Genomic DNA, 17,812 nt, shown 5'->3' with positions numbered 1-17,812 from the left:
TCGCGCGGCTGGAGACTCGTGACGAACCCTGCGAGCCGCCGGCTAGAGCCCGAGCGACTTGGCGATGATGGTCTTCATGATCTCGCTGGACCCTCCGTAGATACGGCTGATCCGGGAGTCGGCGTACATGCGGGCGATCGGGTACTCCGTCATATAGCCGTAGCCTCCGAAGAGCTGGAGGCACGAATCGACGATTCGGCCCTGCATTTCGCTGCAGAACAGCTTGACTCTCGCGGCGTCGTCCCCGGACAGCTTGCCGGCGTCGAGTTCGATCACGGCCCGTTCCAGCATCGACTCTGCTGCCGTCACCTCTGCGGATGCGGTGGCAATCTGGAACTTCGTGTTCTGGAAGGACGAGAGCGCCTTGCCGAAGACCTGACGTTCCCGCACGTAGCGCACGGTCTCGGTGATGGCGGCCTGTGCCGTGGCAACGGATCCGAGGGCCACGCTCAGTCGTTCCTGGGCCAGGTTGGCGGTGAGGTAGCCGAAGGCGGCCCCCTCCTCGCCCAGGCGGTTCTGCACCGGGACGTGCACGTTGTCGAAGAACAGCTCGGCGGTGTCGGCGTACTTCATCCCGATCTTCTCGAGGTTGCGTCCGATGGAGTAGCCGTCCATTCCCGCCTCGACGACCAGCAGGGTGAGCCCGCTGCGCCGGTCGGCCTCCGTCCGCGAGGTCCGTGCGACGACGATGATCAGGCCGGCATTGATCCCGCCCGTGATGAATGTCTTCGCGCCGTTGAGAACATAGTGGTCGCCGTCGAGGACGGCCGAGGTCGAGATGCCGCTGAGGTCGGAACCGGTGCCGGGCTCGGACATCGCGATCGCCGTCATCTTCTCACCGGACGCGATGGCGGGCAGCCACCGTTCGGCCTGCTGGGTGTCCGAACAGCTGAGGAAATAGGGGAGTACGACGTCGGTGTGCACCCGCATGGGGGACATCTGAAGATGGGCGGCGATCATCTCCTGCGCGACGACCATGTTGTAGGTGAAGCTGGTCTGTCCGCCCCCGCCGAACTTTTCGGGCACCTGGAGGCCGAGCAGTCCGAGCCGGCCGGCCTCACGGTAGAACTCGGGGTCGATCCGACGCTGCTTCTCCCACTTCTCGACCTGAGGCTTCGCCCGGCTCTCCAGGAAGTCGGACACCATGATCCGCAGCGATTCGTGATCGGGGCCGTAGATGGTCGAGCGCATGGGTTTCCCTCCGACTGTTTGCAGCTGTCGCAGCAACGGTAATGGCTCTACATCCTGGATACAATATGCTTCGCATTGCTGATTTTTCGCTGGTGCGTGCGGCCGTCGTGTGCCGACGAGAGGCTACAAGCTTCGGGTGGACCGCAAAGGATTGTGTAAGAGAATCCTGGATGCAATACTGACTTCAACGCGTCGACTGTGAGGCGGATCACGAAGGTGACCGGATCGAGCTCTCGAGCCACACGCCCGGTATTCGTCCCGTCCGACCCGTTCATTTTCTGATGAAGTTCGATGTCGTTCTGACAGAGATGGAGTGCAACATGGCCGACCCAATCGCCACTGGTGTCGACAAGGCGGAACTCGCCAAGAAGTATGCCGAGGAGCGTGCCAAGCGAATCCGGACCGACGGCGTCAAGCAGTACAAGGAGATCGAGGTCGGTTCGGAGCTCGAGGTCGACCCATTCACGGAAGTTGCACCGCGTGACCCCATCTCGAAGGATGTCGAGGTCGCCATCGTCGGTGCCGGGTGGTCGGGCCAGCTTTCCGCGGTTCGCCTGCGTCAGGAAGGCATCGATGACATCGCCATCATCGACAAGGCCGCGGACTTCGGCGGGACCTGGTACTGGAACCGGTATCCCGGCATTGCGTGCGACTGCGACTCGTATGTGTATCTGCCTCTCCTCGAAGAGACCGGTTACATGCCGACGGTGAAGTACGCGCCCGGTTCGGAGATCCTCGATCACGCGCGTGCAGTCGGCCGGATGTACGACCTCTACAAGAACGCGATCTTCCAGACGTACGTCACCGATGTGACCTGGGACCGCAAACTCTCGCGCTGGATTGTGACGACCAATCGTGGCGACGCGATCCGGGCTCGTTTCGTGATCACCGGCACCGGCGGAGTTCTGCACCGGCCGAAGCTGCCGGGCATCCCGGGCATCGAGAAGTTCGAGGGTCACTCCTTCCACTCGAGCCGTTGGGATTACGAGTACACCGGCGGAGACTCGTTCGGGAACCTCGACAAACTCGCAGACAAGCGAGTCGCCGTGATCGGTACGGGACCGACTTCGTTGCAGGCGTTTCCGCACATTGCCGAGAGTGCGAAGGAGGCGTATCTGGTGCAGCGGACGCCGACCATCGTCGGTGTGCGAGACAATGGGCCGACGGACCCGGCGTGGTATTCCGCTCAGCAGCCGGGGTGGCAGCAGGCTCGAATGGATAATTTCGAGGCGCAGATGGCGGGAATCCCGGTCGAGGAGAAGATCGTCACCGACGATTGGACCCGCGTGTGGGGCATTCCGCCGCTGAAGATTCCGGCTGACGGCTCCGCCCCCGACCTCGCCGCGTATATGGCCGAGCTCGAAGAGAACGACATCGTGCAGATGGAGCGAATTCGCGCCCGAGTGGACGAGTTGATCGATGATCCGGAGTTGGCCGAGCGGCTCAAGCCGTGGTACGCCACCCACTGCAAGCGCCCGGGCTTCCACGACAGCTACCTGCAGTCGTTCAACAAGCCGAACGTGCACTTGATCGATACCGAGGGGAAGGGCGTCGACAAGATCACCGCCAAAGGGCTGGTGGTCGATGGCAAGGAGTATGAAGTCGACCTGATCATCTATGCCACGGGCTTCGAGTCTGCGGTGTCGCCCGGACGGTCCGGCGGCTTCGAGATCACCGGCGTCGACGGTCTGACTCTGGCCAAGGCTTGGGAGCAGCGAGTCAGGACGGTCCACGGTATCCAAGCCGCCGGGTTCCCGAATATGTTCCACATCGGGGCGCTTCGGCAGGCTGCGGTGTCGGTGAACCTGCTCTACGTCTACGACGAGCAGGCCAAGCACGTGGCCAAGCACATCAAGCAGCTGGTCGAGGACGGCGTGGTGAAGCTGGATGTCACCGAGACAGCCGTACAGGAGTGGTGCGACACGATGGACTCCAAAAACGGCCTGGTCTTCAATGCCGAGCAGGTTGCGCTGTGTACACCGGGCTACTTCAACAACGAAGGCGACTTCGACACGGCGGGCACGTTCGAGCACGGCCGACCGATCTGGGCGGATGCGTACGGTGGCGGGGCGTTCGAGTACACCCAGGTGCTCGCGGCATGGCGCGAGTCCAAGGAGTACGAGAGCAGGGCGATCATCGAGCGTGCCGGCGCCTGAGATCTGGGACGAACTCGCGCGAGGGGTGGCACCGTGGTGTGTCACCCCTCGACGGATGGTGTCGTTCTTGTGTTGCACGCCTTTTGTGCGAAGTACTGACGTTCAAATTCGAGGAGTCAGATGTCTGTTCGCAAATGCTTGGTAGGGGTTTTTGCGGTTCTCGTGTCATTGCTGGCTGTTGTGGCTTGCGCCGCTCCGCGGGCGGACGAGGCTGCGACAAACAGTGCGGGGCAAACGGTGGTGCATTATCTCGATTACGGACCTTCACTTACCAATCTCAGCGTGTACCAGGCTCAGGCCAAAGATTATTTCGCGGACGAGGGCGTCGCATTGGAGTCGTCGACCGGGCTGTACTCGGCCGCCCAGTTGACTCAGACACTCTTGCAGGGGGAAGTGGACATCATCGTGTCCGGGTCCACAGCGCCGCTCCCTCTCGTTGCCCAGGGACGTGACGTGGTGGTCGTCGGTACGGTCTTGGCGCCAGCGCCGTTCCAGCTGACTGTCAACGAGAAGTCTCTCGCGGCGCTGGACGCTATCGGAGTTACCCCTTCCTCGCCGATCGACGAGAAGCTGGCCGCACTGAAGGGCATGACTCTGGGGTCGGCGGCCGCCGGCTCCACAACAGACCTGATGTTGCGCTACGTCTTGACGGAGTCGGGTCTCGATCCGGCACACGATGTAGTCATCAAGCCGATCGCTGACGCACCCGCGCTGGTCGCGGCCGCCAAGGAGGAGGCGGTCGATGGTTTCGTCAGTTTCCCCCCGCAGACGCTGCAGCCGGTGACCGACGGCTGGGGCACTGTCTTTATCGATTTCCTCGAAGAAGCGCCAGACATGGTCGATATTCCGGTGATCGACGTCGTGACAACGAGAGCGTTCCTCGAGAAGAACCGCGATGCCGTTGTCGGTTTCCTCCGGGCGCTGAGCCGCGCCCAGGAAGACATCGCTGTAGGCCTGTCGGAAGCGGACGCCGAAAACCTCCACGACAAGTTCTACCCGAAGACGGACGTAGAAGTGTTCGCAAGCTCGATAGCGGCTGTTTCCCCGGCCCTTGACACTGGGTTGGTGCCTTCCCCGGGGCGGTTCGATCTGCTCACCGAGGTGGCGTCGGCAGGTACGAACTCGCCTATCGATGTTGCATTCGAACAGGTGGTCGACACTGAAGCCGCAGAGGAGGTAATCGAACGATGACCGTTATGCGAAACCCGCTCCGAGCGGATCGAAGATCGGGCAGTTCACAAGATTCCACGTCCGATTTGCGAGTCAGATTCATCGATGTTGCAAGGCGATTCGATACAGAGAAGTCCGTGTTCACTGCCGTTGAGCACATAGATCTCGCCGTCGCGCAGGGAGAAATCGTCACGCTCGTAGGACCGAGTGGTTGCGGCAAGTCGACGCTGCTCAATATGGCCGCAGGACTGATGCCGGCGAGTGAGGGCGTCGTCGAGTACGACGGTCGACGAGTGCAGGGCGTGAATACCCAGGTAGGGTATGTCACTCAAAAGGACCTGCTACTTCCCTGGCGCACTGTCGAATACAACGTCGGTCTCGCTTTGGAGATTCAGAAGGTCCCCAAGGCCGAGCGGCGTGAACGAGTCACGCGAGTTCTCGAGTTGGTCGGTCTCGGCGGGTTCGCTGACCGCTACCCGTCACAGCTCTCCGGGGGGATGCTCAAGCGGGCAAGTCTGGCTCAGACCCTGGTTTACGAGCCCACAACCATCCTGATGGACGAGCCGTTCGGGGCGCTGGACGCGCAACTTCGGCTCGCTCTACAGCAAGAATTGCTGTCCATTTGCGGTGCATACGGCACTACAATAATATTCGTCACACATGACTTGGAAGAAGCGATTCTTCTGGCTGACCGTGTCGTCGTCTTCGGCAAATCTCCTGGGCGCATTGTCCACGTGGAGCCGGTCAACTTCGAGCGACCCCGCGACCTGACGAAACTCCGTAGCCTAGACGAATTTCGCCAGGTGTGGGATGAGCTGTGGGAGCGCCTCGCACAGCAACTGCAGGAAACGGGAGTTGCCTGATGGCCAGTACTGTCGAGCTGCAATTTTCGGACATCGACAAAGCCTCGTCGAGCACGCAGTCCAGGCGCTCGTTCAAGGCACGGTGGAAAGAATCTCGCGGAATCCTCCTGGGCACGCAAGTGGCGATCCTCTGTGCATTGACAGCCTTGTGGGAGTTTGTTTCGGGTAACCCGGGTGAACCTCATGTGCTCATCGACAAGTTCTATGTCAGCCAACCCACAGAGATTTGGGCGGCATTGGTCGACTGGGCGAAGGACGGGATTCTTCTTCCCAGCGTCGCAGTGACATTGGAAGAGGCACTCCTTGGTTTTTTTGCTGGTGCGGTGATCGGTTTACTCGGAGGAATTCTTCTCGGGATCAACCAGTATCTGGCGAAAATATTCACGCCTTTCGTCAATGCGATCTACAGCATTCCCCGGACGGCACTCGTTCCGCTCTTCATGCTGTGGTTCGGCATCGGCCTGATGTCGAAAGTCGCATTGGTGGCCGCTGTGGTGGCATTTCTGGTGTTCTTCTCCACCTTCGCGGGAGTCCGGGATGTCGACCGTGAATTGATCGACAAGCTTCGTTTGATGCGGGCATCGACTTGGCAGGTGCACACCAAGGTGACGGTGCCGTCCGCAATGACCTTCATAATCAGCGGACTCAATATCTCTGCCCCTTACGCGTTGGTAATGGCTGTGACCGCGGAGATGCTGGGATCCAACCGAGGTATGGGGTATTTGCTCATCAACTCCACTGGTCAGTTCTACACGGCGGGCGTCTTTGCCGCGCTGGTGATGATGATGGGGGTCGGAGTCGTCTTCATGTTCGGCATTCAGTTGCTTTCCAACCGACTGCTGAAGTGGAAGAACGCCCGCGCGATCCGTGAGGAGTTCTGACAGTGCGGCCAGAGTGGAGATGACAGCTGCCGCTGCCCCGAACAGCGAAACAACCCCCAAACCCCGATCGGACCTGGCCGGAACCGTCAGCGCAACTCACGAAAAATCGAGGCTGATCGGCAGTCCGGTGGCGCGACAGCATGCAGCTGCCGAGTGTGGGTGACCGGCTTGATGCGAACCGACGATCAGGCTGCCGATATTTCGGCGTTCCAAAGGGCATGTGCACGCCGGCTCCCGGAGCCATAGCCGACGCCACAGCACGGCCCCGCCTCGGACGGCGCGTTCTCTGTGACCGGGCAGGCTGCCGCCGTCGATGCAGGACACACAGTCCTGCGGGTTTCGATCCCGCGCCTGTGGACCGATGGGGTCGCAGGCATGCGCAGGCAGCGCTCGACTCGATTGCCCGACCGCGACGACCCGAACGACCAGGGTGAGGTCGTCCGGGTGCTCAGGGCCTCAGAAAGGGAGTGCGTAGACCTTGGACTCGAGGTAGGCGTCGATACCCTCGGGTCCCCATTCGCGCCCCAGGCCGGATAGTTTGCGTCCGCCGAACGGGGCGTGGTCCTCCAGGGTGAAGCAGTTGATCGATACTGTTCCGGATTCGAGTCGCTGTGCCACCTTCTCCGCCTGGTCCTGGTCGCCGAGCACAGCCCCGGAAAGGCCGTAGTCACTGTCGTTCGCTTGTGCCACGGCGTCGTCGACAGTCGTGTACGGGATGGCGACCGTCACGGGACCGAAGACTTCGTTGCGGGCGATCTCCATGTGGTTGTGCACATCACGCAGTAGCGTGGGCTGGTACCACGAACCGCGATCGAATGCCTCGACCCGCGAGCCGCCAGTGACGATGCGGGCGCCTTCGGTGAGTGCCCGGGTTACGAAGCCCTCGATGCGTTCGAGCTGCGCCGGGGTGGTGATAGGACCGAAAGTGGACGAGGGGTCCATCGGGTTCAGCGGACGAATCCGGTCGATCGCCGCGCCGAGCAACTCGACGAACCGTTCGTAGTCGTCCTGCTGGATCAGGAGCCGGGTCCACGCCACGCAAGCCTGCCCGGTGTTGAACATCGAGCCCTTGACCACCTGGTCCGCGGCAGCGGCGAGGTCGGCCCCCGGCAGCACGACACACGCCGACTTCCCGCCGAGTTCGAGGGTGAGTCGCTTCAACCGGTCGGAGGCGGAGCGCATGATCGCCTGGCCCCCGGCCACACTCCCCGTCATCGCGATCTTCTGGACATCGGGATGCTCGACAAGCAGCTCCCCGGCGCTGCGTCCACCGGTGACGATGTTCAGTACGCCCGCGGGAAGACCGCTGCGCTGCGCAGCATCCGCGATGAACATCGAGGCCAGAGGCGTTTCCAGTGGGGGTTTGAGCACGACTGTGCAGCCTGCAAGGAGGGCCGGGGCGATCTTGGTGAGCGCCGAGGCGTAGGCCCCGTTCCAGGGGGTGAGCAAAGCGGCGACACCGACCGGCTCCTGCACGATCCGGGCCCTGGCGGCCTTGCCCAGTCGTTCCTCGACCCGGCTCACTCGCCCGGCATGCTCTGCGTAGTAGCGCAGCCGGTCGGTGGCGTTGCGCTGCATGCTGCGCGAGATGGAAATGGGTGTCCCGCTCTCCCGGGTCACTACCTCGGAGATCTGCTCGAGGTCCGTCAACAGCTCATCCCGGAGACTCAGGAGGTGTTTGGCGCGACTCGCCGCGGGAAGAGCTCGCCAGCCGTCGAAAGCTGTCCGGGCCGCCGAGACGGCGGCGTCGACATCCGCTGTGCCGGCATCGACTGTCTCGCCCACTTTCTGTTCGTCGGCCGGGGACAGCACGTCGACAACGGTGCCGGCCGACGGCCGCCACGCCCCGTCGACGAATATGTTGGTCCGAATCTCCATCGATCCTCCATCAGTGGGGTGTCGGCGCCGTACCCGGCCGCGCCGCACTGTGCTGACGGCTCGAAATCGACCCGAACGAAAATTCTTGATCCCGCAAGGCGTCACCTTGTTTGTGTCAAGGCTTTTGGTCAGCGGCTATTGCCGCAACGCTCGGATCCAGGATGCATCATATTTTTACTTGCGCCTGCGCGCAAGGGGTACGTCGTGGCACGTCCAGCATCTCCGTAGCCCTTCGGGGCGTTCGGCAGTGGGTGTCACCTTGTCCTGTATCCAGGATTCAACTAGCATGGCGGTGTGATGGAACTATCCCTGTTCTGCCGCGCCCAACAGCTGCCCGGCGGCGACATCTCCCGGTTCGCGGAGGTGGCGCAGATGGCGGACGAAGCCGGCTTCCGCTCCATACACCTGGGCGAGCATGTGCTGATGGGCGACAATACGGAGGCCTATCCGTTCGGCCGGTTCGAACCCGATCCTGATGCGGCATGGCCGGATCCCCTCGTAACGCTCGCCAGCGCGATCGCAGTGACTACGCGAATTCGGTTCTCCACCGGCGTCCTGCTCGCCCCACTGCGCCCGGGCCCGGTTCTCGCGAAGGAAATCGCGACTTTGGATGCCCTGTCCGGGGGGCGCGCGGAGCCCGGCCTCGGCATCGGCTGGCAGCGGGAGGAATTCCAAGCCTGCGGGGTGTCCTGGGAAGACCGTTACAAGACCTTCGACGAGGTAGTCCGCACCTGCCGGGCGCTCTGGGAGTCGGCGCAGGCGACGGTTCCCGGCCAGGTCGGTGCGGTATCCCCGGTTCGCGCGCTGCCCCGGCCCGCGCAACGCCGGATCCCGTTGCTGATGGGCTTGGCCCCGACCCCGCGAAACGCCCGGCGCATCGCCGAGTACGGCGACGGGTGGTGTCCTGTCCGCTACACCCCGGAGAAGGTCCGCGAAGGTCTCGCGGTAATCCGTCCGGTCATGGCCGAGGCCGGGCGCGACGCGGACGAGCTGATCGTGCGGGTACAGGCTCCGCTGGTCCTGGATCGGGTGGGGCGGATCGATGTGCCGGCCACCGTTTCCGTCATCCCGGAGTACCAGGCCGCAGGGGCCACGGTGTTGGCCGTCGGCCCCACCGTGGGGTGCGCGAGCCTCCGCGAGGTCGAACGGCTCATCACCGAGATAGCCGAAGAGTCCGGCAAGTTCGGGGCCGAGAGGAGCAATGCCTGATGTGGAGTTTTGCGACAGATCCGGAGTATCAGAAGAAGCTGGACTGGGCCGCGGAATTCGTAGAGCGACAGATTGCGCCGGTCGACGCGGTCCTGGGGCACCCCGCCGACGTCCGGGACCCGCTGCGCCGCGAAGTGATCCCGCCACTGCAGGCCGCGGTGCGCGAGCAGGGCCTCTGGGCCTGCCATCTCGGTCCCGCGCTGGGTGGGCCGGGTTACGGCCAGCTCGAGCTCGGCCTGCTCAACGAGATACTGGGCACCTCGCGGTGCGCCCCGACGATCTTCGGCTGCCAGGCCCCGGACTCGGGTAACAGCGAGCTGCTGGCGCTGTTCGCCACCGATGCGCAGAAGGAGCGGTACCTGGCACCGCTCATCGATGGGCAGATCATGTCTTGCTTCTCGATGACAGAGCCGCACGGCGGCGCCGACCCGACCGGCATCACCACTTGCGCGGTACGCCACGGCAATGGCTGGGTGCTGAACGGCGAGAAGTGGTTCGCCTCCAACGCACGCTACGCGGACTTGATCATCATTGTCGCGGTCAGCGAACCGGACGCACCGGCGCACCAGCGGTCTTCGATGTTCCTCGTCCCACGCGACACACCGGGCCTCGAGATCGTGCGGAACGTGGCGAGTGCCGGTCAGCCCGCAGGCGACGGCTCACACGGCTATCTGCGGCTCACCGACGTCCGGCTGGGGGATGAGCAACTGCTCGGCACCCGAGGCGAGGCATTTGCCATGGCCCAGGCCCGCCTCGGCGGCGGCAGAATCCACCACGCAATGCGCACAATCGGCGCTGCCCGCAAGGCCTTCGACATGATGTGCGAGCGCGCACTGTCCCGGACCACGCGGGGCACCCGGCTCTCCGACCTGCAGCTCGTCCAGCAGGCCATCGCCGAATCCTGGCTGGACCTCGAGCAGTTCCGGCTGCTGGTGCTCCGGACGGCCTGGCTGATCGACGAGAAGGGCGACTACCGTGCCCTGCGCAAGGACATTTCCGCGGTGAAGGCCGCCATGCCACGAGTCCTGCACGACATCGCCGCCCGGGCGCTGCAGATCCACGGTTCTCTCGGAGTCACCGACGAGGTGCCGTTCGCGCGTTTGGTCATGGAGTCCTTTCAGATGGGCCTGGCCGACGGGCCTACCGAGGTGCACCAGATCACCCTTGCGCGCCAGGTGCTGAGCGGGTATTCGGGCTCGGACGCGTTGTTCCCGGACTACCACCTGCCCACCGTTCGCACGCGTGCCGAGCAGCGTTTCGCCGATCTGCTGGACGGCCGTATCGAGGAGGCCTGGGTATGAGCACCGGCGAACAGGACGATCTTTCCCCGAACAAGATCTTCGGGCTGGAGGGAAAGGTTGCTCTCGTCACCGGTGGCAGCCGGGGGCTCGGCCGTCAGATGGCGCTCGGGTTCGCCGCGGCGGGCGCTGCCGTCGTTGTGTGCAGCCGCGACCTCGCGTCCTGTGAACTCGTGGTCGGGGAACTGCGCGCGGCCGGCGCGCAGGCAACCGCGATAGCAGCGCATGTCGGCCGGTGGGACGGCCTCGATGCGCTGGTCGAGGGGGCGCGCGAGGCATTCGGCTCGATCGACATCCTTGTCAACAACGCCGGCATGTCGCCGCGCTACGACCAGCCCTCCTCGGTCGGCGAGGAACTGTTCGACAAGACCATCGCGGTCAATCTGAAGGGGCCCTTCAGGCTGTGCGCCCTGGTGGGCGAGTACATGGCCGAGCACGATGGCGGCTCGATCATCAACATCGGCAGCACCGGGTCGATGCGTCCGAACAAGAACATCATCCCCTACGCCGCCGCGAAGGCGGGCCTGGTCGCGATGACACAGGGCTTTGCGGACGCGTTCGGGCCCACGGTTCGGGTCAACGCTCTGTTGCCCGGGCGGTTCCGCACGGACGTCACACATGGCTGGAGCCAGGATATGCTCAGCAACAAGGGATCACGATTGCAGCGGATCGGGGAGCCTCGGGAAATCGTCGGCGCCGCGCTGTATCTCGCCTCCAACGCCTCGGCCTACGCCACCGGCACGGTGAGCGTCGTCGACGGCGGAATGTTCTGATGACCGGCTGCGCCATACCCGATCTCGGGATCGAACTCGCGCCTGTCGTGGATTGGCTCGTAGATGCCGAACTGGGTGTGGGGCCGTTGCGGGATGTGCAGGCCCTGTCGGGCGGGACACAGAACATCCTGCTCCGGCTCGCCTATGGTGATGCCGACCTGGTGTTGCGCCATCCACCACGGCACAAGCGTCCCGAAAGTGACTCGGTGATCCTGCGGGAGATCCGCGTATTGGAGGCTCTCGGAGAGTCCCGCGTACCCGTCCCGCGGCTGCGGGCCGCCAGTCCGGATCCGGGCATCCTGGGATCCGTGTGTTACGTCACGGACTTCATCGAGGGGTTCAATCCGGCCGAGGGACTGCCGCACGCGTTCGCCCAGCGGCTCGAATGGCAACGGGACCTGGGCCTCCAGATGGCCGACGCGCTGGTCGCCCTTGCGGCGGTACCGGTTACCGACTTCGTGGCAGCGGGCTTCCGCTCGCCCGACGGCTGGCTGGAGCGTCAGCCCGCTCGGTGGCTCGAACAGCTCGCAGGTTACGAGACCGGCGATCTGGTGGAACAGGGCACCGTGCTGTCGCGCTGGCTCACCGAGCACCGGCCGACGATATGGCAGAAGGGACTCATTCACGGCGACTACCACCTGGGCAATATCCTGGTCCGGCCGGATGAGCCGCGGCTGGCGGCCGTCGTCGATTGGGAGCTCGCCACCTTGGGTGATCCGCTGCTGGACCTGGCCCACCTCCTCGTGGGCTGGCCGGTGGGCAACCCGCACTCCTCGCACGCCGATCTGGACGCGCCCGGCCTGCCGGGCCGAGGGGCCCTGTTGGAACGGTATATCCGCTCCGGTGGTGAGGTGCACGACCTGGATTGGTACGGCGTCCTGGCCGCCTTCCGGCTCGGAGTGCTACTTGAGGGCACCTACGCCCGCTCTCGACGGGGCCTGGCAACACCTGAACTCGGCGCGCGGTTCCACGGGCTCGCCACACATCTGTTCGACCGGGCGAAGGCCATCAGCGAAGGCGAGCCCCTCGTCTGACTCACGACCGACGCCGGGCACTCCGAATCTGTTGTCCGCGTCGGCGTATCTGCGAGGTTTCCGGTGCGTGGGTCGAACGACCGCCTGCAACCGGAACCGAACGGGACCTCACCGCCCGTTTCGGCCGGTACCTACACGATCGCCTCGGTACCGGCCGTTCCCCGTCGCCGGACGGTCCGTGAAATGGGCGTTCCGACATGGAAGGTAGCAACGATATGCAGTTGATGACCGGTTCACGCCGGCAGAGTGGCGTGGTCCACGGCGAAAACATCGCCCCACCCTCGGGAAAGGGCTGTACAGGCATCACGGCTCCGGCGTGCGCGGTGGTGATCGAATAAGTGACGCACCGATCGAAAGGCTTCGCTGCCGCCCAACTGCTGCTCCGGGCAGCCCTGGGCGGGACATTGATCGCCCATGGCGTCAAGCATGGACGTTCGCTGGACGGCACGGCGGGCTGGTTCGGGTCCATCGGGTTCCGCGAGCCCGAGCTACAGGCGCGGGTAAGTGCTGTGGTCGAAATCGGAGCCGGGACGGCCCTCGCGGTCGGGTTCGGGACACCCTTCGCGGCGGCTGCCGTGGTCGGCACGATGGGCGTGGCAGCTCGTTCGGTGCACGCGCCCAACGGCTTCTTCATCACGAGCGAGGGCTGGGAATACGTCATGAACATCGCCTCCGCGGCTGTCGCGCTCGCGGCAATCGGGCCCGGGCCGCTGAGTGTGGAACGCGCACTGGGGCTCGAGGACAGAATCGCCGGCGTGCGAGCCGCAGCGCTCGCGGCGGGCCTGGGGCTCGCGGGGGCGGCAGCCCAGCTCGCCGTGTTCTGGCGCCCGCCACAGCCTCCGCTTGATTCGAAAGGAACAGTATGACTCGCTCGGCCGTAATCGTCGACGCCATCCGCTCTCCGATGGCCAAGGGGAAGGCCCCGGAGAACGATCGCCCAGGCGGCGCTCTTTCCGGCCTCCATCCTGCGGACCTGCTCGGCCAGATGCTCGCTGCATTGTTCGCCCGTACCGATGTCGACCCGGGTGTGGTCGACGACGTCATCACCGGGTGCGTCACCAACTCCGGTGAGCAGACCGGCACCATCGGTCGCTGGGCGTGGCTGGGGGCGGGTCTTCCCGAACACGTTCCGTCCGTCATGGTGAACCGCGCATGCGGTTCCTCGCAGCAGGCAGCGGACTTCGCCGCGCAGGCCGTTATTGCCGGGGCCTGCGATGTCGTTGTGGCCTGCGGCGTGGAATCGATGAGCCGGGTGCCGATGTTCAGCGCCCGGATGGGGGCGGACCCGTTCGGTCCCGCAGCGCTCGCGCGTTATGCCCCCGGTATGGTGCCCCAAGGCGTCGCGGCAGAACTGGTCGCCGCGCGGTGGAATCTGGACCGGCAGGCCCTCGACGAGTATGCCGCCGCCTCACATACACGTGCCGCCGCCACGGATTTCGGTGGCGAGACCGTGCCGGTCACCCTCCCGGGCGGTGCTGTGGTCGATGCCGATGAGACGATCCGGCCAGGGACCACGGCCGAGAAGCTGGCGCAGCTCGGTTCCTCCTTCCGTAGCGAGGAAATGACCGAGCGCTTCCCCGAGATCGGGTGGCACATCACCGCGGGGAATTCCTCACAGCTCACCGACGGTGCGAGCGCAGTCCTGATCATGACTGAGGAGCGGGCGGCGGCACTCGGGCTGAAGCCGCGGGCGCGGTTTCATGCCTTCGGGCTGGCCTCGGACGACCCGATCACGATGCTGACCGGGCCGATCCCCGCCACGCGGAAGGCGCTCGAGCGGTCCGGGCTGGGTATCGACGATCTCGACCATATCGAGGTGAACGAGGCCTTCGCCTCGGTCCCGCTCGCTTGGCGTACCGAGTTCGACGCCGACCCCGCCCGGGTCAATCCCCGCGGCGGAGCGATCTCGCTGGGCCATCCGCTGGGCGCCTCGGGGGCCCGGCTGCTGACCACCATGCTGAACGGTCTCGAGGCGACGGGCGGTCGCTATGGTCTGCAAACCATGTGCGAAGCGGGTGGTATGGCCAATGCCACGATCATCGAACGGTTGTGAACCGTTCGGTCCCGGGCCGGAGAGTGTCTCGTGTACCCCTCGTGGGCTGTGGCCTCGCTCCCGCAGGATGTTCGGCCGGCTCGTCGAGACCACCCCTCTTGCCAAGGGGAATCCTGGATGCAAGACTGGTGCGATCCCCGTCGTTGCGAAACATCCGGGCGGGTCTGCGGGGTTCCAAAGGAGGAAACTGGGCAGTGGACAGCTTGAACGATTTTTATCGCATCGCCGAGCAGGTACGGAACTGGGGACGCTGGGGACAGGCCGATGAGCTGGGCACGTTGAATCTGATCGACGAGGAACACGTTCGGCGTGCGGCCTCGTTGGTTCGCAGTGGCCGTGTGTTCTCGCTGGGGATGGATTTCGGCCCGGCCAGCCCTCAGGGCGCGCTCGATTTCCGGCCCAAACCCATGCATATGATGACCGTGGACGGTGGTGACCAGACCCATTACGCCGAATACGGGAGCAAGTGGCCCACCAATGGTGTGGCACAGCAAATCGCCGGGTTCTTCGGAGTCAGCCCGTTCCGGTTCAACGACGATGTGATCGTCATGCCGTTACAAGCATCGACGCAATGGGATGCGTTGTCGCACGCGTATTACGACGGCAAACTCTACAACGGATTTCCCGCAGAATCGGTAACCAGCGCCGGCGCCTTCCACTGCGGTATCGACAAAGTCGATGTGAAAGGCGTGATATCGCGCGGAGTCTTGATCGACATGGCCCGGTATCGCGGAGTGGAATATCTCGCCCCAGGCAACGACATCACGCCCGATGAGCTCGACGACGCGTTGAAACGCCAAGGCGTTTCGGTAGATCCGGGCGATATCGTGCTGGTCAGGACCGGTTGGATCAGCAAGTTCCGGGAGACCGGAGATCCGATGGAACCGTCGGCGGGGCTCGGCTGGCGCTGCGCGTCCTGGCTGCACGAGCACGAGGTGGCCGCGGTAGCCGCCGACAATGTGATGGTCGAGAGCCTCGAGTCGGGCGTGGAGGGCATGTTCTTGCCGCTCCACCTTCTTGCACTGCGTGAGATGGGGATGATGCTCGGCGAGTTCTGGAACATGGAGCAGTTGGCGGCCGATTGTGCTTCCGACCGGATCTACGAGTTTCAAATAATCGCCCCGCCACTGCGTGTGACGGGTGCTGTCGGATCCCCCGTCAACCCGATAGCACTCAAATAGCCGGCGGCACACGGTGCGCGGTCACCAGGTAGTGAATGAGGGTTGACTTGAGTGGCGGTTCACTATATTCGATCCGAGCAATCCAGAAAGCTTCCGCCGCACAGATGGAAACGCGGAGAGGGGCACTCCATGGATAGCCCGCTCTTTCCATGGGGCGCTTCTTTTTTCGTTGAGGACGAAGAGGTGTGATGGACGGCCAGCAATACACGCATCGCGATATGTGTGCGATCGTGGGTATCGGTGCCACCGAATTCAGCCGGAGGTCAGGGCGCAGTGTCGCGTCGATGGCCGCCGAAGCCGGTCTGGCAGCGATCGCCGATGCCGGACTGCGTCCCGAGGATATCGATGGCGTGGTTCGCTCGGACTACGACACGGTGCACCACAACGACATCGGACACTGGCTGGGCCTGGCCGGTCTGAAATTCTGGGGAATATCGGGCACGGCCGGATCATCTCCGTGTGCGATGATCGGGCAGGCAGTCGCCGCGATTGTGTCCGGGCAGGCAACGAATGTGCTGGTGTACAGGGCGCTCAACGGTAGGTCAGGGCTCCGGTATGGCAAAGGGACAGCGATTCAGCAGTCCGGCGGAGCTCGCTACGTCGGCGGCAACGGCACCTTGGACGAGTTCTTTCTTCCGTACGGGATGATGGCACCGGGCCAGCTCTACGCGATGCTCGCCCGCCGCCACATGATCGACTACGGCACCACGAGCGATGATTTGGCGAGCATCGCCATGACGATCCGGCGGCGGGCAAATGCGAACCCCGCCGCGATGATGGCGCAGAAACCGATGTCGCGAGACGATTACCACGCATCTCGGATGATCGCCGATCCGTTGCGTCTGTTCGACTACTGTCTGGAGACCGACGGTGCCTGCGCGGTCGTCGTGACATCGGCCGAACGTGCCGCGGACACGCCCCAGCCGATAGTCCTGGTGCGTGCGGTGACCCAGGGGGCCGTCCCGGAAATGCAGGGCGGCAAGGTGTTTCCGGCTTTGATGCGCCCTTCGATCATGGAGACACCATCGAAGTACGTCGGCGACGAACTGTATCGGCGAGCCGGAATAGGGCCCGCCGATATCGATGTCGCGCAAATCTATGATTGCTTCACGATCACGGTCTTGCTGCAGCTGGAAGATTACGGCCTGTGCCCGCGGGGAGAAGGCGGGCGGTTCGCGTCCAGCGGTGCGATCGACATCGAAGGCCAGGTGCCGATCAACACTGCCGGTGGCAACTTGTCGGAGGGCTACATCCACGGGATGAATCACATTGTGGAAGGTGTCCGTCAGCTGCGCGGCCGGTCGACAACACCGGTGCCCGGCGCGGAGACGTGTCTGGTCACCTCCGGTGCACCGACGCTGACGAGTGCGATGATCTTGAGGACGGCGTAATGACCGAGCAGATGAATCGGCCGCTACCGGTGACCGACGACGAGGAGACCGCCGGCTTCTGGAAGGCCGCGACCGGGGAACGCCTGGTGGTGCGCTCGTGCAACTCCTGTTCGTTGTTCCTGCACCTGCCCAAGTCCTACTGCCATCACTGCGGATCCTGGGATGTGGGCTGGCGGGAGGTCGGCCCCACTGGCTCGGTTTACACATGGACGGTGTTGATGCATTCGATCCATCCATCATTCCCGGCGCCGTGCACTATCGTGCTGGTCCAACTCGACGAGGATCCCGCGATAAGGTTTGTCGGCTACCTCGACGGCACGCCGGAGCTCGCGTCCGGCACGCCGGTGCGGGTCCGCTTCGAGCACGTCGAGCCAGGGGTCACCGTTCCGCAATGGGAACTCGCCGAGTAGTGATAGGGACTGGGTATCACTGTGTGCGGCGGATACCGGCTCGCTGGGACTGTTGGTTCCTGGCTCGTCACGGAGGTGATGTGTCCGGCCCTCCATGTCGACCGGATAGGCGCATCCCGCGCGTAGCAGATGCGCGGGATGCGTCGTGTTACGGGTGTTGTCCGCTCCGGCGATCGAGAACGCGGGGGAGGGCTCACGGCAGGAGTGCGTCGGCGAGTCACGCGCTGACGATGACTGACGCCCAGGCCCGGCATCACCCGGTTCACCGCGGCCGGCGACAACGCGTTCACCCAGGCCCCGGTCTCGAACGCCGCATCCACGGCG

Annotated in this window: 15 protein-coding genes; 13 read left to right on the top strand and 2 right to left on the bottom strand. The window is 64.2% G+C overall.

Translation table 11 applies throughout. From position 1 onward, the window contains the following. Positions 1-42: 42 nt before the first annotated feature. Entirely contained in the window at positions 43-1,191 is a 1,149-nt protein-coding gene (locus tag NF4_RS24675) for an acyl-CoA dehydrogenase family protein (RefSeq protein WP_063129757.1), read from the bottom strand. Between the two features lie 320 nt (positions 1,192-1,511). Here NF4_RS24675 and NF4_RS24670 point away from each other — a divergent pair, with 320 nt between their 5' ends. The 4 genes from NF4_RS24670 to NF4_RS24655 all read left to right on the top strand — a co-directional run bounded on the left by NF4_RS24670 (position 1,512) and on the right by NF4_RS24655 (position 6,261). Continuing rightward, positions 1,512-3,347: a flavin-containing monooxygenase gene (locus NF4_RS24670; RefSeq protein WP_063814697.1), complete on the top strand. Its 1,836-nt coding sequence runs from the start codon at positions 1,512-1,514 to the stop codon at positions 3,345-3,347. Between the two features lie 120 nt (positions 3,348-3,467). Then, positions 3,468-4,538, top strand: a complete 1,071-nt coding sequence (locus NF4_RS24665; protein WP_084533422.1) for an ABC transporter substrate-binding protein — start codon at positions 3,468-3,470, stop codon at positions 4,536-4,538. Between the two features lie 116 nt (positions 4,539-4,654). Further along, entirely contained in the window at positions 4,655-5,380 is a 726-nt protein-coding gene (locus tag NF4_RS24660) for an ABC transporter ATP-binding protein (protein ID WP_232330633.1), read from the top strand. After that, positions 5,380-6,261, top strand: coding sequence for an ABC transporter permease (locus NF4_RS24655; RefSeq protein ID WP_063129754.1), 882 nt, complete (start codon positions 5,380-5,382; stop codon positions 6,259-6,261). The genes NF4_RS24660 and NF4_RS24655 overlap by 1 nt, the downstream gene beginning before the upstream one ends. Positions 6,262-6,717: 456 nt before the next feature. Here NF4_RS24655 and NF4_RS24650 read toward each other — a convergent pair whose 3' ends face one another. Then, positions 6,718-8,139 (bottom strand): aldehyde dehydrogenase family protein, encoded by a 1,422-nt coding sequence (locus NF4_RS24650; protein WP_063129753.1) that lies wholly within the window; start codon positions 8,137-8,139, stop codon positions 6,718-6,720. A 297-nt stretch (positions 8,140-8,436) separates the two neighbouring features. Here NF4_RS24650 and NF4_RS24645 point away from each other — a divergent pair, with 297 nt between their 5' ends. The 9 genes from NF4_RS24645 to NF4_RS24605 all read left to right on the top strand — a co-directional run bounded on the left by NF4_RS24645 (position 8,437) and on the right by NF4_RS24605 (position 17,488). Further along, a complete protein-coding gene (locus tag NF4_RS24645) occupies positions 8,437-9,348 on the top strand; it encodes a TIGR03619 family F420-dependent LLM class oxidoreductase (protein ID WP_063129752.1) in 912 nt (303 codons plus the stop codon). Then, positions 9,348-10,649, top strand: coding sequence for an acyl-CoA dehydrogenase family protein (locus NF4_RS24640; protein ID WP_198165461.1), 1,302 nt, complete (start codon positions 9,348-9,350; stop codon positions 10,647-10,649). Before NF4_RS24645 ends, NF4_RS24640 begins: the two co-directional genes overlap by 1 nt. Continuing rightward, entirely contained in the window at positions 10,646-11,419 is a 774-nt protein-coding gene (locus NF4_RS24635) for an SDR family NAD(P)-dependent oxidoreductase (protein WP_063129751.1), read from the top strand. Before NF4_RS24640 ends, NF4_RS24635 begins: the two co-directional genes overlap by 4 nt. Beyond that, a complete protein-coding gene (locus NF4_RS24630) occupies positions 11,419-12,453 on the top strand; it encodes a phosphotransferase family protein (RefSeq protein WP_063129750.1) in 1,035 nt (344 codons plus the stop codon). Before NF4_RS24635 ends, NF4_RS24630 begins: the two co-directional genes overlap by 1 nt. Before the next feature lie 338 nt (positions 12,454-12,791). Then, entirely contained in the window at positions 12,792-13,319 is a 528-nt protein-coding gene (locus NF4_RS24625) for a DoxX family protein (protein ID WP_063129749.1), read from the top strand. Then, positions 13,316-14,506 (top strand): thiolase family protein, encoded by a 1,191-nt coding sequence (locus NF4_RS24620; RefSeq protein ID WP_063129748.1) that lies wholly within the window; start codon positions 13,316-13,318, stop codon positions 14,504-14,506. Before NF4_RS24625 ends, NF4_RS24620 begins: the two co-directional genes overlap by 4 nt. A gap of 194 nt (positions 14,507-14,700) precedes the next feature. Beyond that, positions 14,701-15,687, top strand: coding sequence for a cyclase family protein (locus NF4_RS24615; protein WP_063129747.1), 987 nt, complete (start codon positions 14,701-14,703; stop codon positions 15,685-15,687). Positions 15,688-15,875: 188 nt separating this feature from the next. Next, positions 15,876-17,078, top strand: a complete 1,203-nt coding sequence (locus NF4_RS24610; RefSeq protein ID WP_063129746.1) for a thiolase C-terminal domain-containing protein — start codon at positions 15,876-15,878, stop codon at positions 17,076-17,078. Beyond that, positions 17,078-17,488, top strand: a complete 411-nt coding sequence (locus tag NF4_RS24605) for a Zn-ribbon domain-containing OB-fold protein (protein ID WP_063129745.1) — start codon at positions 17,078-17,080, stop codon at positions 17,486-17,488. Before NF4_RS24610 ends, NF4_RS24605 begins: the two co-directional genes overlap by 1 nt. Positions 17,489-17,812: the final 324 nt, after the last annotated feature.

The organism is Nocardia fusca NBRC 14340, assembly GCF_001618425.1.
In the GTDB taxonomy this organism is placed as follows: domain Bacteria; phylum Actinomycetota; class Actinomycetes; order Mycobacteriales; family Mycobacteriaceae; genus Nocardia; species Nocardia fusca.
The sequence above is the reverse complement of the archived record's forward strand: the minus strand, read 5'-3'. Positions and strand labels throughout refer to the sequence as shown.

Coding starts and splice junctions, on each gene's coding strand:
- NF4_RS24675 (WP_063129757.1), bottom strand. CDS start 1,191: ATGCGCTCGACCATCTACGGCCCCGATCACGAATCGCTGCGGATCATG.
- NF4_RS24670 (WP_063814697.1), top strand. CDS start 1,512: ATGGCCGACCCAATCGCCACTGGTGTCGACAAGGCGGAACTCGCCAAG.
- NF4_RS24665 (WP_084533422.1), top strand. CDS start 3,468: ATGTCTGTTCGCAAATGCTTGGTAGGGGTTTTTGCGGTTCTCGTGTCA.
- NF4_RS24655 (WP_063129754.1), top strand. CDS start 5,380: ATGGCCAGTACTGTCGAGCTGCAATTTTCGGACATCGACAAAGCCTCG.
- NF4_RS24650 (WP_063129753.1), bottom strand. CDS start 8,139: ATGGAGATTCGGACCAACATATTCGTCGACGGGGCGTGGCGGCCGTCG.
- NF4_RS24645 (WP_063129752.1), top strand. CDS start 8,437: ATGGAACTATCCCTGTTCTGCCGCGCCCAACAGCTGCCCGGCGGCGAC.
- NF4_RS24640 (WP_198165461.1), top strand. CDS start 9,348: ATGTGGAGTTTTGCGACAGATCCGGAGTATCAGAAGAAGCTGGACTGG.
- NF4_RS24635 (WP_063129751.1), top strand. CDS start 10,646: ATGAGCACCGGCGAACAGGACGATCTTTCCCCGAACAAGATCTTCGGG.
- NF4_RS24630 (WP_063129750.1), top strand. CDS start 11,419: ATGACCGGCTGCGCCATACCCGATCTCGGGATCGAACTCGCGCCTGTC.
- NF4_RS24620 (WP_063129748.1), top strand. CDS start 13,316: ATGACTCGCTCGGCCGTAATCGTCGACGCCATCCGCTCTCCGATGGCC.
- NF4_RS24610 (WP_063129746.1), top strand. CDS start 15,876: ATGGACGGCCAGCAATACACGCATCGCGATATGTGTGCGATCGTGGGT.
- NF4_RS24605 (WP_063129745.1), top strand. CDS start 17,078: ATGACCGAGCAGATGAATCGGCCGCTACCGGTGACCGACGACGAGGAG.